Consider the following 17,055-nt stretch of genomic DNA (forward strand, 5'->3'; position numbering starts at 1 on the left):
CGCCCCGCGGGTTGCGCGTTTCCGGTCCACGCCGGCCCCTGCGGCCCGTGGCGGCGGCCGTTCGACGGGCGGTGGGGGGCTGCGGCAGCATCTGGGCCCGCCACATCCGCGAGGGCCTGTCCCGCCTGGCCGAATCCAGCATCGAACGCTACGAGTAGCCCATCAGTTACTGGCGGGGTTCACCATGTTGAAGGTGATGGGTGAGGATTCCTTCTGGCCGATCTTGCCGATGGCCTGATACTGGCCCGCGGGCACCGGGACGCGGGGCTTGTTGCAGCCCGGGTTGCTGGTGGTGCCGGACCAGGTGATGGTGTCGCGGACCTGCTGGGCGGGTTTGAGCACCCGGTTGTCGGGGGTCTTGACGGGCGAGCAGTCGCGAGCGGTCCAGAGGGTGCGGGTGCCGTCGAGGGTGCGCACTACGACGTCCTGGGCTGATTTGCCCACGTCGCGGGTGCATTCGCTGAGGCCCGCGTTGGTGACCACGATGGTGAACACGGGCTGGCTGCCGACGGTGTAGGTGGGTTTGTCGGTGTAGAGCACGACGGAGATGTTCTCGTCGGGGCACAGTCCGGACGCCGGTACCGGTCCGGGTGCGCTGGTGGTGCTGCCCGATGGTCTCGCGGTGCCCGATTCGCGGGATCGCACCGTTTCGCCGGCGGCCGCTCCGCCTCCGCCGCCGGTCCCGCCACCGGTGACGCGTTCGTCGATGCTTTCGTCAGCAGGTTCGGTGGTCCTGGCCGGTGGCTTGGACGCGGACGCCGATGCGGACGTCGAGCCCTTGGCACCATTCGATTTGGACTCGTCGCCGGTGGTGGTCCACACGATGAGTCCGATGATCACTGCCACCACGCCGAGCGCGATGACACCGGCGAGGATGCGGCGTCGCCAATACACTTCGGGAGGCAGGGGCCCGTGCGGTTCGATCACCCCGTAAACGCTATCGGCCACCCCCGGCCGCCGCGCTGACGTGACGCGGCGTGTCGAGGGTGAATCGATCCCCTACATGGGTTCGATGGTGACTTCGCCGATGTCGCCGAACACGCCGCGGACGTGGATCTTGCCTTGGTCGAGGTTGTAGGTGAGGCCGACGATGGCGAGTTTGCCGGAGTTGACGCGGTCGGAGATGATGCGGCTGCGCTGCATGAGGATGCGTCCGGTTTCAACGACGTGGCGGGCTTCGAATTCGTCGACGCGGGTCAGTCCTTCGCCGCGGCCTGCGAGGATGCTGGGGGCGACCTTCTCGACGACGTCGCGGATGTATCCAGTGGGGAGTTGGAGGTCATCGAGCGCGCTGAGGGTGGCGGAGATGGCGCCGCAGTTGTCGTGGCCGAGGATCACAATCAGCGGTACGTCGAGTTCCACGGGACCGTATTCGAGGGAACCGAGGACGGCGGAGTCGATGACGTGTCCGGCGGTGCGGACGACGAACATATCACCGAGGCCCTGGTCGAAGATGATCTCGGCAGCAAGGCGGGAGTCACCGCAGCCGAACAGCACGACGTGGGGGTGCTGGCCGCCGACGAGTCGTTCACGGTCCTCGATACCCTGACTGGGATGTATCGATTCTCCGGACACGAACCGTTCGTTACCTTCGCGCAGAACCCGCCAGGCGGCCCGCGGCGACAATCCCTGAGTCATGTCCTCTAGTGTGCCACCGGCCGCTGTGCTGGGCTGGTTTGATGTGCACCGGCGCGATCTTCCGTGGCGGGAGCCGGGCCGCAGCGGCTGGGAGATTCTCGTCAGCGAGATCATGTTGCAGCAGACCCCGGTGGCGCGGGTGCTCGGCCCGTGGACGGAGTGGGTGCAGCGCTGGCCTACTCCGTCGGCGATGGCCGCGGCCTCGCCCGGCGATGTGCTCAGGGCGTGGGGCAAGTTGGGTTATCCGCGCCGGGCATTGCGGTTGCACACCTGTGCGCAGGTGCTGGCGGCCGAATTCGGCGATGTGGTTCCCGACGATGTCGACACGTTGCTCTCGCTGCCCGGTATCGGTGACTACACGGCACGGGCGGTGGCGTGTTTCGCGTACGGGCGGGCGGTGCCGGTCGTCGATACGAATGTGCGTCGGGTGATCGCGCGGGCGGCGCACGGACGGGCGGAGCCGGGTAACCCCGCCAAGCGTGATCTCGACGATGCCGAGGTGTTGTTGCCGAGAGCCGCGGACGGTTCGTATTCGGTTGATGCGCCGATGTTTTCGGCCGCACTGATGGAGTTGGGCGCACTGGTGTGCACGGCCCGCAGTCCGCGCTGCGACGAGTGTCCGCTGACGGACTGCCGGTGGGTGCGGCGCGGCCGGCCGGCTCATTCCGGACCACCTCGCAGGACCCAGAAATTCGCGGGCACCGATCGTCAGGTGCGGGGATTGTTGCTCGATGTATTACGCGATTCGAACGATCCGGTGCCGCGTGGCAGCCTTGATGTGGTGTGGACCACCGATACCGCGCAACGTGATCGGGCGCTGGATTCATTGTTGTCGGACGGTCTCGTGGAGATCACCAAGGCCGGATTGTTCTGCCTCGCCGGTGAAGCCGATATTCGGTAGCGTGAATTATCCGGTGCCGCACGTGGGTTCACCCCATAGCAGGTTCGACACGGATCGTCGTCGTTTGAACTCCGATTCAGAGACGATCGAATGAAATGATTCCCCGGGGGGTACCCGCGGACTCACAGATATTGATACTGTCGCCAGCTATGACTTACCCCCCAACTCCTCCGCCGTCGGGTTCTTCGCCCGAAGGCAACGATCCCTACAAGGGCGGCAATCCGGGGCAGTACGGCCAACCCGGTTCGTACGGTCAGCCCGGCAGCCAGCCCAGTCCCGGTCAATACGGCCAGCCGGGCGGTGGCCAGTACGGCCAGCCCAATCCCGGTCAATACGGCCAACCCGGCGGCGGCCAATACGGCCAACCCAATCCCGGTCAATACGGCCAACCCGGCGGCGGCCAGTACGGCCAACCCGGCGGCGGCCAGTACGGCCAACCCAATCCCGGCCAGTACGGCCAGCCCGCGGGCGGTCAGCACAGCCAGCCGGCAGGTGGCCAGTACGGCCAGCCGGCCGGGCAGGGCGCCTACGGCGCACCCCAGTACGGCGCGGGTGGCTTCGGCGCATCGGGTGGCGCGGGCGTTCCGCAGAAGGTCGACGTGGGCACCGCCTTCAGCTGGGCATGGTCACAGTTCACCGCCAAGCTCGGTGTGCTGATCCTGCCGGGAATCACGCTCATCGTCGGCATGGTCGTGGTCTACGCGGCGATGGTCGCCCTCATTCTCGGGTCGGCCAACAGTGACGGCGGCGGTGCCGGCCTGATCGGGATGTTCCTGATGTACGCGGTCATCATGGTCGTGGTCTTCTACATCCAGGCGGCCCTGATATCGGGCGTTCTCAAGATCGCCGACGGCGTCAACGTGACCGTGGCCGATGTGTTCGTACCGCGCAACATCGGTCCTGTGATCCTCACCGCGTTGCTGGTGATGGTGGCCAGCCTCATCGGCAGCATCGTGATCATCGGCAGCCTGGTGGTCGCGTTCTTCTGCCAGTTCGCGATCATCTTCGCCATCGACAAGAACCTGGCCCCCGTCGACGCCATCAAGGCCTCGTTCGAGCTGGTCAAGAACAACCTCGGCGACGCTCTCATCGCCCTCCTGATGGTGTGGGTGATCACCTTCGTCGGCGCACTGGCCTGTGGCGTCGGCATGATCGCCGCGTTCCCCGTCGCCCAGCTGTTCCTGGTGCACTGCTACCGCCGCATGACCGGCGGACATATCGCTCCCGCCCCGGGTGCCGCTCCCGCCTACTGACGGCTCGCGCCCGTCCCCTACCGAGAATCCCGGTGCCTCCCACAGGCACCGGGATTCTTCTTGCCGGGAGTCACCGCCCGGCCGGGCCGTCCGCCATATCGCTGTGTCTGCCCGGTCGCGGCTTGTTCATGGACAGAAACGCCTCGATCGCGCCGCGATAGAACTCGGGAGCGTCGTCGTGGACGAGGTGTCCGGCGCCGGGCACCTTCAGGTAGCGGGCGCGCGGATTGGTCCAGCACATGCGGCGCATCTGCCCGGGCGGGGTGACGCTGTACCCGGCCTCGATGACCAGTGTGGGTACGGTGACCGCGGCCCACTGGTCCCAGAAGTGGCGTCCGCCCCATTCCTCGGCGATGTCGGCCCAGACGTCGAGAGAACCGTGCAGCGCACCGTCATCGAACGCTTCGTAGAAGTAGCGGCCGGCGACCGGACCGAACATGGCGACGGCGGCGTCGAGCGATTCGAAGCGATCGGGCCAGCTGTTGAACCAGGGCGTCCATGATCGCGTGGTCTGACCACGGAAGTCGGGGGCCATGTCCTCGACGACGAGCGCGCTCACCATCTCCGGGTAGGCCGCGGCCGTGCACCAGGCGTGCAGCCCGCCCATTGAATGGCCGATGAGCACGGCGGGCCCGCGGTCGATCCAGGTGAGGATCTCGGCGACATCGGCGACGAATCGTTCGGTGGACAGTTCGGCCGGGTCGTCGGGGCCGTCCGGGTCGTCGGGGTCGGCACCGGTGTGGAAGGCGGCGTCGAAGGTGAACACGCGCCCGTATCGCCGCAGCCAAGGAATCTGCCTGCGCCAGGTGCGCCCTCGTCCCATCAGCCCGTGCAGCAGGACGATCGGGCCGAGCGGTCCGTCGTCGCCGCCGTGATCGAGCAACCCGATGTCCGCAATGTGCTTTTCCGGCGCGATGCTTTTCGGGACTGTGGTCACGGTCACCAGAATATTGGACGGTCGTCCGGTTGCGCCCGCACCACACCGCCCGCGCCACCCTGCCCCGCGCTCCACCGGGCGCACGGGCCCGCCGGACCTATCCGGAGCCGGTTCGCGGCAGTAGGGTGTTCGGCATGGCAGTGGTGAAGATCAACGCGATCAGGATTCCCGAGGGCGCCGGCCCCGAACTGGAGAAGCGGTTCCATGCCCGCGCACACTCGGTCGACGGCTCTCCCGGTTTCCTCGGTTTCCAGCTCTTGCGCCCGGTCAAGGGCGAGGACCGCTACTTCGTGGTCACCAATTGGGAGACCGAGGAGGACTTCCGGAACTGGGCGTCGGGTCCGGCCCGGGCGGCCCACGCGGGTGAGCAGCGCAATCCTGTCGCCTCCGGTGCCGATCTGCTCGAGTTCGAGGTCGTGATCGACCAGAAGCCCACCTCGTAGGGAGGTCTGCGTGGACCGGTGGGAGCCCGCGACCATCCCGATGTTCCCGCTGGGCCGCGCGTTGCTGCCCGGGGAGTCGTTGCCGCTGAGGATCTTTGAGCCGCGCTATCGGATGCTGCTCACCGACACCCTCGATGAGTACCGGACGTTGCTCGATCGCCGCGAGGAGGATCCGCGGGCACCCGAGCCGGTGTTGCGGCCACCGGGTTTCGGAGTGGTGCTGATCTCCCAGGGGCACGAGGTCGGCGGCGGCGACGCCCGCTACGACATCGGCACCTACGCCGACATCGCCCAGATGTCCCGCCGCCCCGACGGTCAGGCGGCGCTGAGCTGTGTGGGCGGCAACCGTTTCCGCGTCGTCGAATGGTTGCCCGAGGCACCGTACCCGCGGGCGACGGTGCAACCACTGCCCACTCCCCCGGTGACGGTCGAGCATCGGGCCGCATTCGGGTTGCTGTGCGCCCGGGTGGTGACGCTGCTGGAGGACTTCGCCGACGACCGTGGCGTCGCGGCCATCGAGCTCAACCCGGTCGAGCGCCTGGTGATCGATCTGACGTCCCTCGACGCCGACCTCGCCGTCGAGCTGGGAGTGGCCGGCTGGGCCGCGCGCCTGCCGATCGGATCGTCGGACAGGCAGTCGGTGCTCGAAGCCGACGACGCCGACACCCAACTCCGCATCCTCGACGACGCCATCGACGGCCTGGCCGCGGCGGTGGCGTTCTCGAAGTAGCCGTTGGCGCCACACACCTTGCTGCCGGTTCCGGATTCCAGAACCGGCAGCAAAGTTCTCAGCGGAGGCAATCACAATCCCCGGACACTGCCCGGGTTGAGGAACTGACGCCCCAGCAGCACCGCACGCTCCGCTCGGGTGAGTTGCGCGACGTAGGCGGCCGAGTCCCCGTTGTCGTGTATCGCGACGACAACCGCCTTGGCGACGTCGTGGCCGCTCCGGCGTGACAGCCCGTACTCGCCGCAATACCTCACCAGGGTCGCCAGGTTACTGTCCCGTTGACCGTTTTGACCACAGGCAGGATGTCGTCGGACGTACTGAACTTCGCGAGCAGTTCGGTGCCGCCGTCCGCAATGAGCGCTTTGGGGCGCGCGCCACCCATCGATGTGCCGTGTACGAGCGCCGAGGCGAGCGCCACGGGCAACTCGCCACCTTCGTCGACGATCTGTGCGGCCCTGCCCAATTCGTCGAGGCTCGCCGTATCCGTGCGCGGGACTCGGCGCTGCCCGGGAGCCACACCCACACGAACGCCTCAGAAGTCGAGGTCATCGTCACTCATTCGACGTCTCGGCTTGTCCACCCGCGACGGCAGCAGAGCGACACGATCTTCGGCGCGCGCTCGCATCGCGGCGAGCTCCGCACGATCGGCTGCCCCGAACAACGGCACCCCGGCGATGGCGGCCACGCTGAGCACGTTACCTATCCCCACCGCCGGCGCACCGTTCTCGATCTGCGTGATGGTGTAGCGCGACACTCCGGCAGCCTCAGCGAGATCGTCGCCGGTCCACCGCTTCTCGACGCGGGCGGCGCGCACCTGCGCACCGAGAATACGCAGCGCCTCCCGAGCGGCCGGATGCAGACTCGGCTGCTGTCTACCCATCCATACCTCCCAATAGATTAGGAACAATGGCAGATACTACTAATCTATTGGTACTCAGTCAGCAATCGCAATCAAGTTGGCGATCCGCAAGAGTGCGCTGGCGACGGCATGCGCACAACATTCGATCTCAACCCCGCCGTGTTGGCAGTTGCACGATCCCGGGTGCGCACTGGCCGGGTGTGTGGCGCTGGCCGGCGAATAGTGCCGACGCGACCACGGCTGACGCTATCCTGCGAGAGATGTTCTTTTCCGGATTCACAGGACTTGACGAATTCGACCCGCGCGGGCGGGAGAAAATGCGGTGGCGATGGCTCATCAGACAGACCCTCAACGGCTGCAGGGTCGGGTGGCATTGTCAGAGGCGATCGACTCATTACGTGATGAGTTGGCGCGGTCGATGTGGAACGGTCGCACTCCTTACTTCGATGAGGACGGCAGCGCGTATCTGTTGCAGTTCAAACCCTCGGAGATCGAGGTGACGCTGAACATCGATTTCTCGGTGACCGGCGAGGCCGAAGCCGGCATCAAGTGGTGGTTGGTGAACGCGTCAGCGAAAGGGTCGGCTACGAATTCGGCCACGCAGACGATCAAGCTGTCACTGAACCCGGTCCGTGTCGACGCCCGGACCGGTGAGGCAACCGAAATCCTCATCGACGGACCTGTAACCGACGATGACGCAACCGAATATCACTGATCGGGGGCGGTGGCCGCGAGTATGACCGGAGATCCTGGCGACACCACCCGACCGTCGGCGCGGGCGACGTACATCGAGTACACCCATGTGGGTGAGGTAAGGCGCGGCTCGGGTATCCACATCGGGGACACCTACATCCTGACCGCCGGCCATTGCGCACCCGGCGACGATATTCAGGTGCGTGTCGACGGCAATCTGTCGGCGGCTATTGTCGTGTGGCGCAGTGACAACGACGATGTCGATCTCGCGATCCTTGATGCCGCCGACCTTGAGCCTGTCGCCACTCTGGGATTCGCTCGGCTGAGCGACGACTCCGATGCCCGTGTCCCGGCGGTCGCCTACGGCTTTCCGCACTGGAAGGGACAGCATGTGGCCGATACCGACGGCCATATCCCGCTTGCGGAAAGACAGCACGCCTTCGACGGTCACCAAGACTGGTCAGGGACCTACCGAATCACGCAACCCCCAACTGACGCACCACCTTTGACCGGTGACACCGTCAAGACCGGTTGGGCAGGCTTCTCGGGCACAGCGGTGCTCCATCCCGATTCCGGACACGTGCTGGGTGTGATCCGTGGGCATATCCTCCAAGCCGGCACCGGCAACCTCACGATGACACCGGTTCATGCGATCGATCTGCTGCAACCAGATTCGAAGGCCAGATTCTGCGAGATCCTCGGCATCGGCTTACCCGACACGTGGGTTGTCGCCGGCACACCACCGAGGCAGGGGTTGTCGGTGGGGCCGATCCCGCTATACCCTCGCGGGTATATCGAACGGCCACAGGTCATTTCACTGATCGAGCAACTCAACGCTACTGCGGGCGTATCGGTGGTGTATGCGCTGTCAGGGATGCGTGGTGTCGGTAAGACACAGGTCGCCGCAGCGGTCGCGCGTGACTGCCGTAGCCGGGGCTGGGACCTCGTCGGATGGATCAACGCAGAGTCTGCCGACACTATCCTCACCGACCTGGCGGTGGTCGCCGACGCTCTCGGCGTGGCAGACCCCGACGGCAACCCGCAGGGATCCGCCGAACGGCTACGCAACCATCTTTCGAGCGGTTCGGGCCGAAATCTTCTGGTGTTCGACAACGCGACCGACCCCGACACCCTGCGCGGCTACCTTCCGTCGGGTTCGACACGAACCCTCATCACCACCACCGACAAAGGATTCGCCCACTACAGCGACAACGGCAACCACGTCGAATTGGGTGTCTACGACCGCGATCAATCGATCGCCTACCTCGACACGGTGACCGCCCTGGCAGACCCGGTCGGCGCCGACATGCTGGCCGAGGACCTCGGCGATCTCGCTCTCGCCCTTGCTGCTGCCGCCGCCACTATCGCCCGTCGGCGTTACACCTACGACAAGTATTCGACAATTCTGACCAACTACCCGCTCAGATCTGCCCTCAAGAGAACCCCAGGGCAGGACTATCCAGGTTGCGCAGTCGAAGCCCTGAGCCTGGCCGTCGACACCGTCGAACCGCTCAGCCAACACATCGCCGGCGTCGTCGCAGTACTCGCCCCCGACGGCGTCGATCAACGCATCCTGCTGGCCCTCGCCACAACCAGCGAAGACATCGACGAACTTGATGTCGAGGACGCCATCGACGACCTTTGCGGACTGTCCCTGCTGACCTACACCGACGACAACACCCTGGTCATGCATCGCCTCACCGCCCGCGTCATCCGCGAACGCGGCACCCCAGCCCAGCTGACCGACGCCATTGCCGACGCCAGTGCAGCACTGTGGCATGTCTTCCCCGATTCCGCGGACACGTGGAGTCAGAGAGCTTTCGGCGCGCATCTGACCCCGCACGTCGAAGCCCTTTCGAACCGTGTACAGATGTCCGACCAGCCGACAGACCTATCCAAAATTCTATTCCCGCTGAGAATGTGGGTTGTAAACAACCGCCGTAAATGCGCGGACCTCGCCACCGCAATCCGCGCCGGAACCAGGTTGGTGACCGACAGCGAGCGTGTCCTCGGAGCCGGCAATCCCGATACTCTGACCTACCGCAATGAACTAGCCGGGGCCTATATGTCGGCCGGACGCCTTACCGAGGCCATCGCCTTGTATGAAGACACGCTCACCGATCGTGAGCATGTTCTTGGGGCTGACCACCCCGATACTCTGAACTCCCGCAACAATCTCGCCGTCGCCTACTCGGAAGCCGGACGCCTGACCGAAGCCATCACCAGGTACGAAGGCATTCTCGCCGACAGTGAGCACATTTTCGGCCCTGACAACCTCATCACCTTGGCCACCCGCAACAACCTCGCCGACGCCTACTCAGAAGCCGGACGCCTTACCGAAGCCATCGCGCAATTCGAGGTCGCTCTCGCCGACAGTGATCGTATTCTCGGACCCGACCACCCCATCACCCTGACCACCCGCAACAACCTCGCCGTCGCCAAACGAGCGGGTGGTGATCTCACCGAGGCTATCGCTCTGCACGAGGACACTCTCACCAATCGCGTACATGGTCTCGGAGCTGACCACCCAGAAGTCTTGGCCACCCGCAGTTACCTCGCCGGTGCCTACGAGTCGGCTGGGCGCCTCGCCGAGGCAATCATCATGTACCAGGACACCCTCACCGACCGCGAACGAGTCCTCGGACCCGACCACCCCGACACCCTGACCACCCGCAACAACCTCGCAGGCGCCTACCGGGCGGTTGGGCACCTCGCTGAGGCCATCACCCTGTACGAGGACATACTCGCCGACCGCGAACGAGTCCTCGGACCCGACCACCCCGACACTCTGACTTCCCGCAACAACCTCGCTGAGGCCTATGGGGCGGCGGGGCGTCTGCCCGAGGCCATCACCCTGCACCAGGACACCCTCACCGACCGCGAACGAGTCCTCGGACCCGACCACCCCAACACCCTGACCACCCGCAACAACCTCGCAGGCATGTACTTTCAAGTGGGCCGTCTGGCCGAGGCCATCACTCTCTACGAGGAGACTGTCTCCGGTTGCGAACGTGTGCTCCGGTCTGACCACCCTGACACCGCGATTACTCGCGACAACCTTGTGGCCGCATATCGCGCCGCCGGGAGAGACAACGACGCGGACCGCCTTCTCGGCTGACAGCGCGGCGTCCACCTCAGTGGTCTCGCCTACAAGGCATCACCGTCGACATTTGACTCTAGCCGTGACCGGTCACGGCTCTCGCGGGCTACCCAGGTCCGAGGGCAAACACGGGATCGAGGTAAGACGCGACGAGAGTGGCCTGGTCATCGAGGTTCGCTTCGCACACCGCCTCGAGTCGCTCTTTTCGCCGCCAAGCGGCCCATTTGGCCTGGCCGATTGCCGCATAGCCCGCCAGGTGCGTGCCGACCGGCTCAAGCGTCACGCCGCGATAGCGGGCTACGGCCCGAGCCGAGCGAAGCAGTTCGTCGGCATCGACGCCCGTCCGGGCGAGCTGGACGATGTCGACGTAGTCGCGCCACCGAGTGCTGGTGATGCCGCGTTCGAGGATGGTCACGCCCTTTTCCGCGATCGTGGTCTCCGGCGCGTAGCCGAGAAGTTCAATTGGGTCACCAAGGATTCGATCGATACGTACCCGCCGGGGCGCGGGCACAATCGGGTCTCCGGTGGAGACGTCCCACAGGGCGACTCCCTGCCACGAACCTATGTTCGCCTTCACCCGCACTCGCAGGCCGGGATACTCCGCCCGTTCGCGAATCTCTTGCACGGTGATCGTGTCAATGTCGAAGACGACGCCGTCATCAACCGCCGCATCTGCGACGTCACGGACAACTTCGGCAACGTGTGCAGCGGTGACGTCGGCACTGATCGCGTTCGCATCAGCGTCTTTGGTAGGACGGCGCACGCCGTACGCGGCAAGTAGAATTCCGCCCTTGAGCACGTAGTCATCGGCATGACTCGTACGGGTGAGCCGCTCGAGGAACGACTCGAGTACATGACGAATCAGGTACTCCTGAGTCGGCGCGGCCACCCCGGTCTTCGCTGCGGTCGAGCGCGCCGTCGCCTGAATACTCCGGAACGCGGCGTCCCCTGAACTCATGTCAGTATCTCCAGTGCTCGCAGGATCGGCCCTTTGGCCCGGGGTAGCCGGGTCGCGAGCTCCATCAGCCTGGCGGGTTTGCCGCCCCGCCGTAGCCACTCTTTGAGCGCGTCTCGGCCGATCTCGTACCCGATATCACCTCGTAGCCGGAACGCGTCCGCTATGGACCGCTCGGGCGAGTACAGGCCGATCGTCAGATCAGTGTCACCGATCGTGACTTCACCACGACCGAGGTCGAAAGTTGACTGGTCAAAGGTATGCCAGGTGATAGCCGATTCGGTGGCGGGGATGCGTGCACCGCGCGGAATCGCGATATCAAGGGCTGCCGGGATCGCGTCGGTCAGGTCGTGGTGCGCCAACGCCGAGATCAGGCAGATCGTTGCGTCCGGCCTTCGTGTCGCAGCTTCGAGCCATTCCCAGTCCGTCGCGGAGTCGGCGGATGCGTACACACCGCGTGCGATCCGTTCGTAGCGGCCGGCCCGGGTAGCACGATAGAGGCCGCTGCGCGACAGTCCGTCGCGGTCGGCCGTGCTCGGCGTCACCGTCGTCATACTCACCCCTCTCTCGTGAAACGAGACGCATACAGATAATGATACCTGACGACGATCCGTTTCGAGAAGAGTCGCCCTTACCAAGTCCTACCGCTCGGTGACGTGGCCGTTCTCGACGTGCCAGTGGCGGTCGGTTCGTACGTTGTCGAGCATGCGGCGGTCGTGGGTGACCAGAAGGACTGTGCCGTCGTAGGAGTCCAGGGCCGACTCGAGTTGTTCGATGGCGGGCAGGTCGAGGTGGTTGGTGGGTTCGTCGAGAACCAGGACGTTGACGCCGCGGGCCTGAAGCAGGGCCATGCCTGCGCGGGTGCGCTCACCCGGGGACAGTTCGGCGGAGGGGCGGCCGACGTGGTCGGCGCGCAGGCCGAACTTGGCCAGCAGGGTGCGGATGTCGGCGATCGACATGTCGGGCATCAGGTGTTCGAAACGGTCGGTCAATTTCTCGGGTCCGTTGAATTGGCCACGCGCCTGGTCGATTTCGCCGATGGCGACATTGGTTCCGAGGGTGGCCGTTCCCTCGTCGGGTGCGTTGTGACACAACAGGACTCGCAGTAGCGTGGTCTTTCCGGCACCGTTGGGGCCGGTGATGCCGATCCGTTCGCCCGCGTTCACCTGCAGCGACACCGGGCCGAAGGTGAAATCTCCTTGCCGCACAACGGCATTGTTGAGGGTGGCGACCACCGAGCTCGATCGCGGAGCGGTACCGATCGAGAATTCGAGGACCCATTCCTTACGCGGTTCCTCCACCTCGTCCAGGCGGGCGATGCGGCTTTCCATCTGCCGCACCTTCTGTGCCTGCTTCTCGCTCGATTCGGTGGCTGCGCGGCGGCGGATCTTGTCGTTGTCGGGGGATTTACGCATCGCGTTGCGCACGCCCTGGCTCGACCATTCGCGTTGTTTTCGGGCCCGGGCGACCAGATCCGCTTTCTGTTCGGCGAATTCCTCGTACGCCTCGCGTTTGTGCCGCCGCGCCACATCGCGTTCGTCGAGATAGCTGTCGTAGCCGCCGCCGTAGACGGTGTTGGTGTGCTGGGCGAGGTCGAGTTCGAGGACGCGGGTCACGCTGCGGGACAGGAACTCCCGGTCGTGACTGACCAGTACCACACCGCCGCGCAGGCCGCGCACCACGTCTTCGAGCCGGGCCAGGCCGTCGAGGTCGAGGTCGTTGGTGGGTTCGTCGAGCAACACGACGTCGAAGCGCGAACACAGCAGCGCGGCCAGCCCGACGCGGGCGGCCTGCCCACCCGAGAGCGAGGTCATCAGCGCCGATCCAGGGTCGATGCCGTCAGAATCGAGACCCAGTTCGGCGAGCACCGCCGGCAGCCGTTCGTCGAGGTCGGCGGCGCCGGTGGCGAGCCAGTGGTCGAGGGCTGCGGCGTAGATGTCGTTGGGATCCTCGCCGCCGGACGGGGCCGGGTCCGACAATGCCTCGGCAGCCGTGTCCATCCGTAGGGTCGCGGTCGCACAGCCGGTGCGCCGGGCCACGTACTGCGCGACCGTCTCCCCCGCGACACGCTCATGCTCCTGCGGCAACCAGCCGACGAACGCGTCGGGCGGGGTCCGCGACACCGTCCCCTCCAGCGGCGCGAGATCACCCGCGAGGATCCGCAGCAGCGTCGTCTTCCCCGCGCCGTTCGCACCGACGACTCCGATCACGTCACCGGGCGCGACGGTCAGGTCGAGATTGTCGAACAGGACGCGGTGGGCGTAACCACCGGCAAGGACCTTGGCGACGAGGGTTGCGGTCATGGGCACCATCGTCGCACCGGACCGGCGTCTACCCACAAAGTAGAACGTGTTCTAGTATGACCTGTGTAGTGGGTCACAACACATCAGGGAGCGCACTTCAATGACTGACACCGTCGAGTCCGCAGCAACAGCCATCACCGGCGGCGGCGACCAGAACCAGCTCTACATCGGCGGCCGGTGGGTCGAACCCCACTCCACCGCCACCCTCGAAGTCTTCTCCCCCGCCACCGGAGTCCGCGTCGGCTCCACCCCCGAGGCCGACGCCACCGACGTCGACGCCGCGGTCAAGGCCGCCCGCGCGAGCTTCGACTCCGGCATCTGGAGCAGTGTCTCACCCGCCGAACGCGCCGACGTCCTCGACCGCGCCGCCGCGCTGATCGAGGAGCGCAGCGCCGAGATCACCGCCCTGGTGTCGGCCGAGATGGGTGCGCCACCAGCGGCCGTCGCCACGCTGCAGCAGCTTCCGGGCACCGGCGTGCTGCGTGCCTACGCCCAGTCCGCCCGCGACTACGCGTGGGTCGAATACCGCCAGGGCCTGTTCGGCACCACCCGCATCACCCGCGAACCGGCCGGCGTGGTCGGCGCGATCACCGCCTGGAACGTCCCACTGTTCCTGGTGTGCAACAAGTTCGGAGCCGCGCTGGCCGCCGGCTGCTCCATCGTGCTCAAGCCCGCCCCCGAAACCCCGCTGGTCGCAAACTACCTCGCCGAACTGATGGCCGAGGCAGGCGTACCCGAAGGCGTGATCTCGGTGGTGCCGGGCGGCGCCGACACCGGCAAGGCCCTCGTCGACCATCCCGGCGTCGACAAGATCACCTTCACCGGCTCCACCGCGGCCGGTAAGGCGATCGGTGCCGCCTGTGCGCAGAACCTCAAACGGTGCTCGCTGGAACTGGGCGGCAAGTCGGCCGCGATCGTCCTCGACGACGTCGACATCGCCGCCAACGGCTACATGCTCACATTTTTCGGCCTGTTCAACACCGGCCAGGCGTGCGTCGCGCAGACCCGCGTCCTGGTGCCGCGCAGCCGCCACGACGAGATCGTCGATGCGATGGTGGCCGCCGCCCAGACGATGACCGTCGGCATTCCCGACGATCCGGCCGCCCAGCTCGGCCCGGTGATCAGCGAACGCCAGCGGCAACGCATCGAGGGCTACATCGAGGCCGGCAAGGCGGCAGGCGCCACCGCGGTTCTCGACGGCGGTCGTCCGGAAGGTCTCGACGACGGCTTCTTCCTCAAGCCGACAATCTTCACCGGCGTCACCAACGACATGGTGATCGCGCGGGAGGAGATCTTCGGACCCGTCATCTCGGTCATCGCCTACGACGACGTCGACGAGGCCATCGCCATCGCCAACGACTCCGACTACGGCCTGGCCGGTTCGGTGTGGACCGCCGACGTCGAACGTGGCATCGCGATCTCCGAGAAGATCCGCACCGGCACCTTCGGCGTCAACTTCTACGCCATCGACCCGGGCTCCCCGTTCGGCGGCTACAAGAACTCCGGCATCGGCCGCGAATGCGGACCCGAGGGTCTCGAAGCGTTCATCGAGCACAAGTCGACGATGCTGCCTGCCGGCTATCAGGTGCCGCAGGATTCCTGAACCCCCGATCGACCGCCGACCCTCCGAGAGTCGGCGGTCGCTTCGTATCACCCGCTCACGCATCGGAAGGATTCGGCGCATGGCACCGCCACCACTGTCGATGGAACCGACCGGCTGGTTCCAGGTCGCCTGGTCGCCGGAGATCACCGTCGGTGCGGTCCACAAGATGAAGTACTTCGGCCGGGAGATGGTGGCCTGGCGGTCCGCATCGGGCCGGGTGTCGGTGTTCGACGCCTATTGCGAGCACCTCGGTGCGCACCTCGGATACGGCGGGCACGTCGAGGGCGAGAATCTGGTCTGCCCGTTCCACGGCTGGGAATGGAATGCCGACGGCCGCAATGTGTGTGTGCCGTACGAGAAGCACCCCAACAAGGGCCGCCGGATCCGCAGCTATCCGACCGTCGAACGCAATGCGGCCGTGTGGATCTGGTACGACGTTGAGCGCCGGGAACCGTATTTCGATGTGCCCGACATATTCGCTGATTTTTCCGATGGTAAGACCGCCGACGACTACTATCCGCCGATTCCCGCCGCGACCCTCTACCGTCCCGGTCTGGAGCTGCATCCGCAGTACGTGATGGAGAACGGCGTCGACTTCGCGCACTTCAAGTTCGTGCACAAGACGCCGTTCATGCCCGAGTTCACCCGCCACGATTTCGGTGGCCCCGTGTCGTACGTCGACTTCACCATCGCCTTCGAGGAAGGTGCCACACTCGAATCAGCCACCAGCGGAGTCGAATCCATCAACGCCGGGCTCGGTGTGTCGGTGACCCGCAGCTGGGGGATGATCGACAATCGCACGATGCCGGCCGTCACCCCCGTCGACGAGACCACCTCCGACGTCCGATTCACCGTGTGGATCGGACGCAAGCCGGGTGAGGAAGACACGCCGGGCATCACCAAGTACGGAGAAGTCATGGCGGGCTTCGTGATCGAGCAGTTCGAGGCCGATATCCACATCTGGTCCCACCAGCGGTACTCCGACCCACCGGCCCTGTCCCGCAAGGAGTTCGCCGGATTCCGCGCGCTGCGCCAATGGGCCACCCAGTTCTATCCGGAATCCGAGGAACTCGTGACCGTGCCGCGGTCCGAACTCGACCGGCTCCGCGCCGCAGCAGCACTGGGCAGTGCGTAACCCCACAACCATCCCGAGAGGACTCCCATGGCAAACCCGGACAAGATCCGCGTATTCCAGGTCGCCACAGGCAATCTGGGCACCGAGACCATCGGCCGCATCCAGCGCCACCCCGATCTCGAACTCGTCGGCCTGCACTGCTATTCGCCCGAGAAGATCGGCCGTGACGCCGGCGAGATCGTCGGCATCGACCCGGTCGGGGTCACCGCGACCGGCACCGTCGAGGAGATCATCGCCGTCGCACCCGATGTGCTCACCTTCCACGGCGTCTTCCCCGACGAAGACCTGTACGTGAAGGTTCTGGAAGCCGGGATCAACATCGTCACCACCGCCGACTGGATCACCGGATACCACCGCGACACAAACCATCCGCATCCGTCGGGCCGCAAGGTGTCCGAGCTGATCGCCGAGGCCTGCGAACGCGGCGGCTCCACGTTCTACGGATCGGGCATGAATCCCGGCCTCAATCAGATCCTCGGCATCGTGCACACCGCCGATGTCGCTG

The 17,055-nt window shown here is 65.8% G+C and carries 17 protein-coding genes and 2 pseudogenes; 10 read left to right on the forward strand and 9 right to left on the reverse strand.

All coding sequences use genetic code 11. The annotated features are described in order from the left end of the window. Positions 1 to 158: pseudogene (locus Q0627_RS22055) on the forward strand (DNA integrity scanning protein DisA); the annotation flags it as partial. Positions 159 to 162: 4 nt separating this feature from the next. Here Q0627_RS22055 and Q0627_RS22060 read toward each other — a convergent pair. Together Q0627_RS22060 and Q0627_RS22065 are read right to left on the reverse strand one after the other, a co-directional pair. After that, positions 163 to 927 (reverse strand): hypothetical protein, encoded by a 765-nt coding sequence (locus tag Q0627_RS22060; RefSeq protein WP_291013499.1) that lies wholly within the window; start codon positions 925 to 927, stop codon positions 163 to 165. 72 nt (positions 928 to 999) lie between these two features. After that, positions 1,000 to 1,638 carry a carbonic anhydrase gene (locus tag Q0627_RS22065; RefSeq protein WP_291013496.1) on the reverse strand — a complete coding sequence of 213 codons (639 nt, stop codon included), beginning with the start codon at positions 1,636 to 1,638 and terminating at the stop codon, positions 1,000 to 1,002. On the opposite strand from Q0627_RS22065, the gene Q0627_RS22070 reads away from it, so the two are divergent. Together Q0627_RS22070 and Q0627_RS22075 are read left to right on the forward strand one after the other, a co-directional pair. Next, positions 1,637 to 2,539, forward strand: coding sequence for an A/G-specific adenine glycosylase (locus Q0627_RS22070; RefSeq protein WP_291013494.1), 903 nt, complete (start codon positions 1,637 to 1,639; stop codon positions 2,537 to 2,539). The two genes, Q0627_RS22065 and Q0627_RS22070, sit on opposite strands and share 2 nt — an antisense overlap. A gap of 149 nt (positions 2,540 to 2,688) precedes the next feature. Next, entirely contained in the window at positions 2,689 to 3,792 is a 1,104-nt protein-coding gene (locus Q0627_RS22075) for a hypothetical protein (protein WP_298812938.1), read from the forward strand. Positions 3,793 to 3,862: 70 nt separating this feature from the next. Here the strand turns inward: Q0627_RS22075 and Q0627_RS22080 are convergent, their stop codons facing one another. Beyond that, positions 3,863 to 4,690 carry an alpha/beta hydrolase gene (locus Q0627_RS22080; RefSeq protein ID WP_291013528.1) on the reverse strand — a complete coding sequence of 276 codons (828 nt, stop codon included), beginning with the start codon at positions 4,688 to 4,690 and terminating at the stop codon, positions 3,863 to 3,865. Between the two features lie 173 nt (positions 4,691 to 4,863). Here Q0627_RS22080 and Q0627_RS22085 point away from each other — a divergent pair, with 173 nt between their 5' ends. Both Q0627_RS22085 and Q0627_RS22090 read left to right on the forward strand, forming a co-directional pair. After that, positions 4,864 to 5,172, forward strand: coding sequence for an antibiotic biosynthesis monooxygenase (locus Q0627_RS22085; RefSeq protein ID WP_291013489.1), 309 nt, complete (start codon positions 4,864 to 4,866; stop codon positions 5,170 to 5,172). A gap of 10 nt (positions 5,173 to 5,182) precedes the next feature. Next, a complete protein-coding gene (locus Q0627_RS22090) occupies positions 5,183 to 5,902 on the forward strand; it encodes an LON peptidase substrate-binding domain-containing protein (protein ID WP_324388248.1) in 720 nt (239 codons plus the stop codon). Positions 5,903 to 5,973: 71 nt separating this feature from the next. Here Q0627_RS22090 and Q0627_RS22095 read toward each other — a convergent pair whose 3' ends face one another. Genes Q0627_RS22095 through Q0627_RS22105 form a run of 3 tightly spaced genes read right to left on the reverse strand, consistent with a single transcriptional unit; the run spans position 5,974 to position 6,782 of the window. After that, positions 5,974 to 6,156, reverse strand: coding sequence for a hypothetical protein (locus Q0627_RS22095; protein WP_298812941.1), 183 nt, complete (start codon positions 6,154 to 6,156; stop codon positions 5,974 to 5,976). Continuing rightward, positions 6,153 to 6,425, reverse strand: coding sequence for a hypothetical protein (locus Q0627_RS22100; RefSeq protein WP_298812944.1), 273 nt, complete (start codon positions 6,423 to 6,425; stop codon positions 6,153 to 6,155). The genes Q0627_RS22095 and Q0627_RS22100 overlap by 4 nt, the downstream gene beginning before the upstream one ends. Before the next feature lie 9 nt (positions 6,426 to 6,434). Then, on the reverse strand, positions 6,435 to 6,782 hold the full coding sequence (locus Q0627_RS22105; RefSeq protein WP_298812947.1) for a helix-turn-helix domain-containing protein: 348 nt from the start codon (positions 6,780 to 6,782) through the stop codon (positions 6,435 to 6,437). A 346-nt stretch (positions 6,783 to 7,128) separates the two neighbouring features. Here Q0627_RS22105 and Q0627_RS22110 point away from each other — a divergent pair, with 346 nt between their 5' ends. Both Q0627_RS22110 and Q0627_RS22115 read left to right on the forward strand, forming a co-directional pair. Then, positions 7,129 to 7,476 (forward strand): trypco2 family protein, encoded by a 348-nt coding sequence (locus Q0627_RS22110; RefSeq protein ID WP_298812950.1) that lies wholly within the window; start codon positions 7,129 to 7,131, stop codon positions 7,474 to 7,476. A gap of 21 nt (positions 7,477 to 7,497) precedes the next feature. Further along, positions 7,498 to 10,572, forward strand: a complete 3,075-nt coding sequence (locus Q0627_RS22115) for a tetratricopeptide repeat protein (protein ID WP_298812953.1) — start codon at positions 7,498 to 7,500, stop codon at positions 10,570 to 10,572. A gap of 88 nt (positions 10,573 to 10,660) precedes the next feature. On the opposite strand, the gene Q0627_RS22120 is transcribed toward Q0627_RS22115, so the two are convergent. The 3 genes from Q0627_RS22120 to Q0627_RS22130 form a co-directional block, all read right to left on the reverse strand. Next, positions 10,661 to 11,443, reverse strand: coding sequence for a nucleotidyl transferase AbiEii/AbiGii toxin family protein (locus tag Q0627_RS22120; protein WP_291013477.1), 783 nt, complete (start codon positions 11,441 to 11,443; stop codon positions 10,661 to 10,663). A gap of 65 nt (positions 11,444 to 11,508) precedes the next feature. Next, positions 11,509 to 12,063 carry a type IV toxin-antitoxin system AbiEi family antitoxin domain-containing protein gene (locus tag Q0627_RS22125; RefSeq protein WP_291013474.1) on the reverse strand — a complete coding sequence of 185 codons (555 nt, stop codon included), beginning with the start codon at positions 12,061 to 12,063 and terminating at the stop codon, positions 11,509 to 11,511. A gap of 87 nt (positions 12,064 to 12,150) precedes the next feature. Next, complete coding sequence (locus Q0627_RS22130) at positions 12,151 to 13,812, reverse strand: ABC-F family ATP-binding cassette domain-containing protein (RefSeq protein WP_291013471.1); 1,662 nt, start codon at positions 13,810 to 13,812, stop codon at positions 12,151 to 12,153. Between the two features lie 100 nt (positions 13,813 to 13,912). On the opposite strand from Q0627_RS22130, the gene Q0627_RS22135 reads away from it, so the two are divergent. From Q0627_RS22135 to Q0627_RS22145, 3 genes and pseudogenes are all read left to right on the forward strand, one after another. Beyond that, positions 13,913 to 15,415 (forward strand): aldehyde dehydrogenase, encoded by a 1,503-nt coding sequence (locus Q0627_RS22135; protein ID WP_291013468.1) that lies wholly within the window; start codon positions 13,913 to 13,915, stop codon positions 15,413 to 15,415. Positions 15,416 to 15,494: 79 nt separating this feature from the next. Further along, positions 15,495 to 16,550 carry a Rieske 2Fe-2S domain-containing protein gene (locus tag Q0627_RS22140; RefSeq protein ID WP_291013465.1) on the forward strand — a complete coding sequence of 352 codons (1,056 nt, stop codon included), beginning with the start codon at positions 15,495 to 15,497 and terminating at the stop codon, positions 16,548 to 16,550. Between the two features lie 27 nt (positions 16,551 to 16,577). Further along, positions 16,578 to 17,055, forward strand: a pseudogene (locus Q0627_RS22145) (dihydrodipicolinate reductase); the annotation flags it as partial.

Source organism: uncultured Gordonia sp. (assembly GCF_937858515.1).
Taxonomy (GTDB): Bacteria; Actinomycetota; Actinomycetes; order Mycobacteriales; family Mycobacteriaceae; genus Gordonia.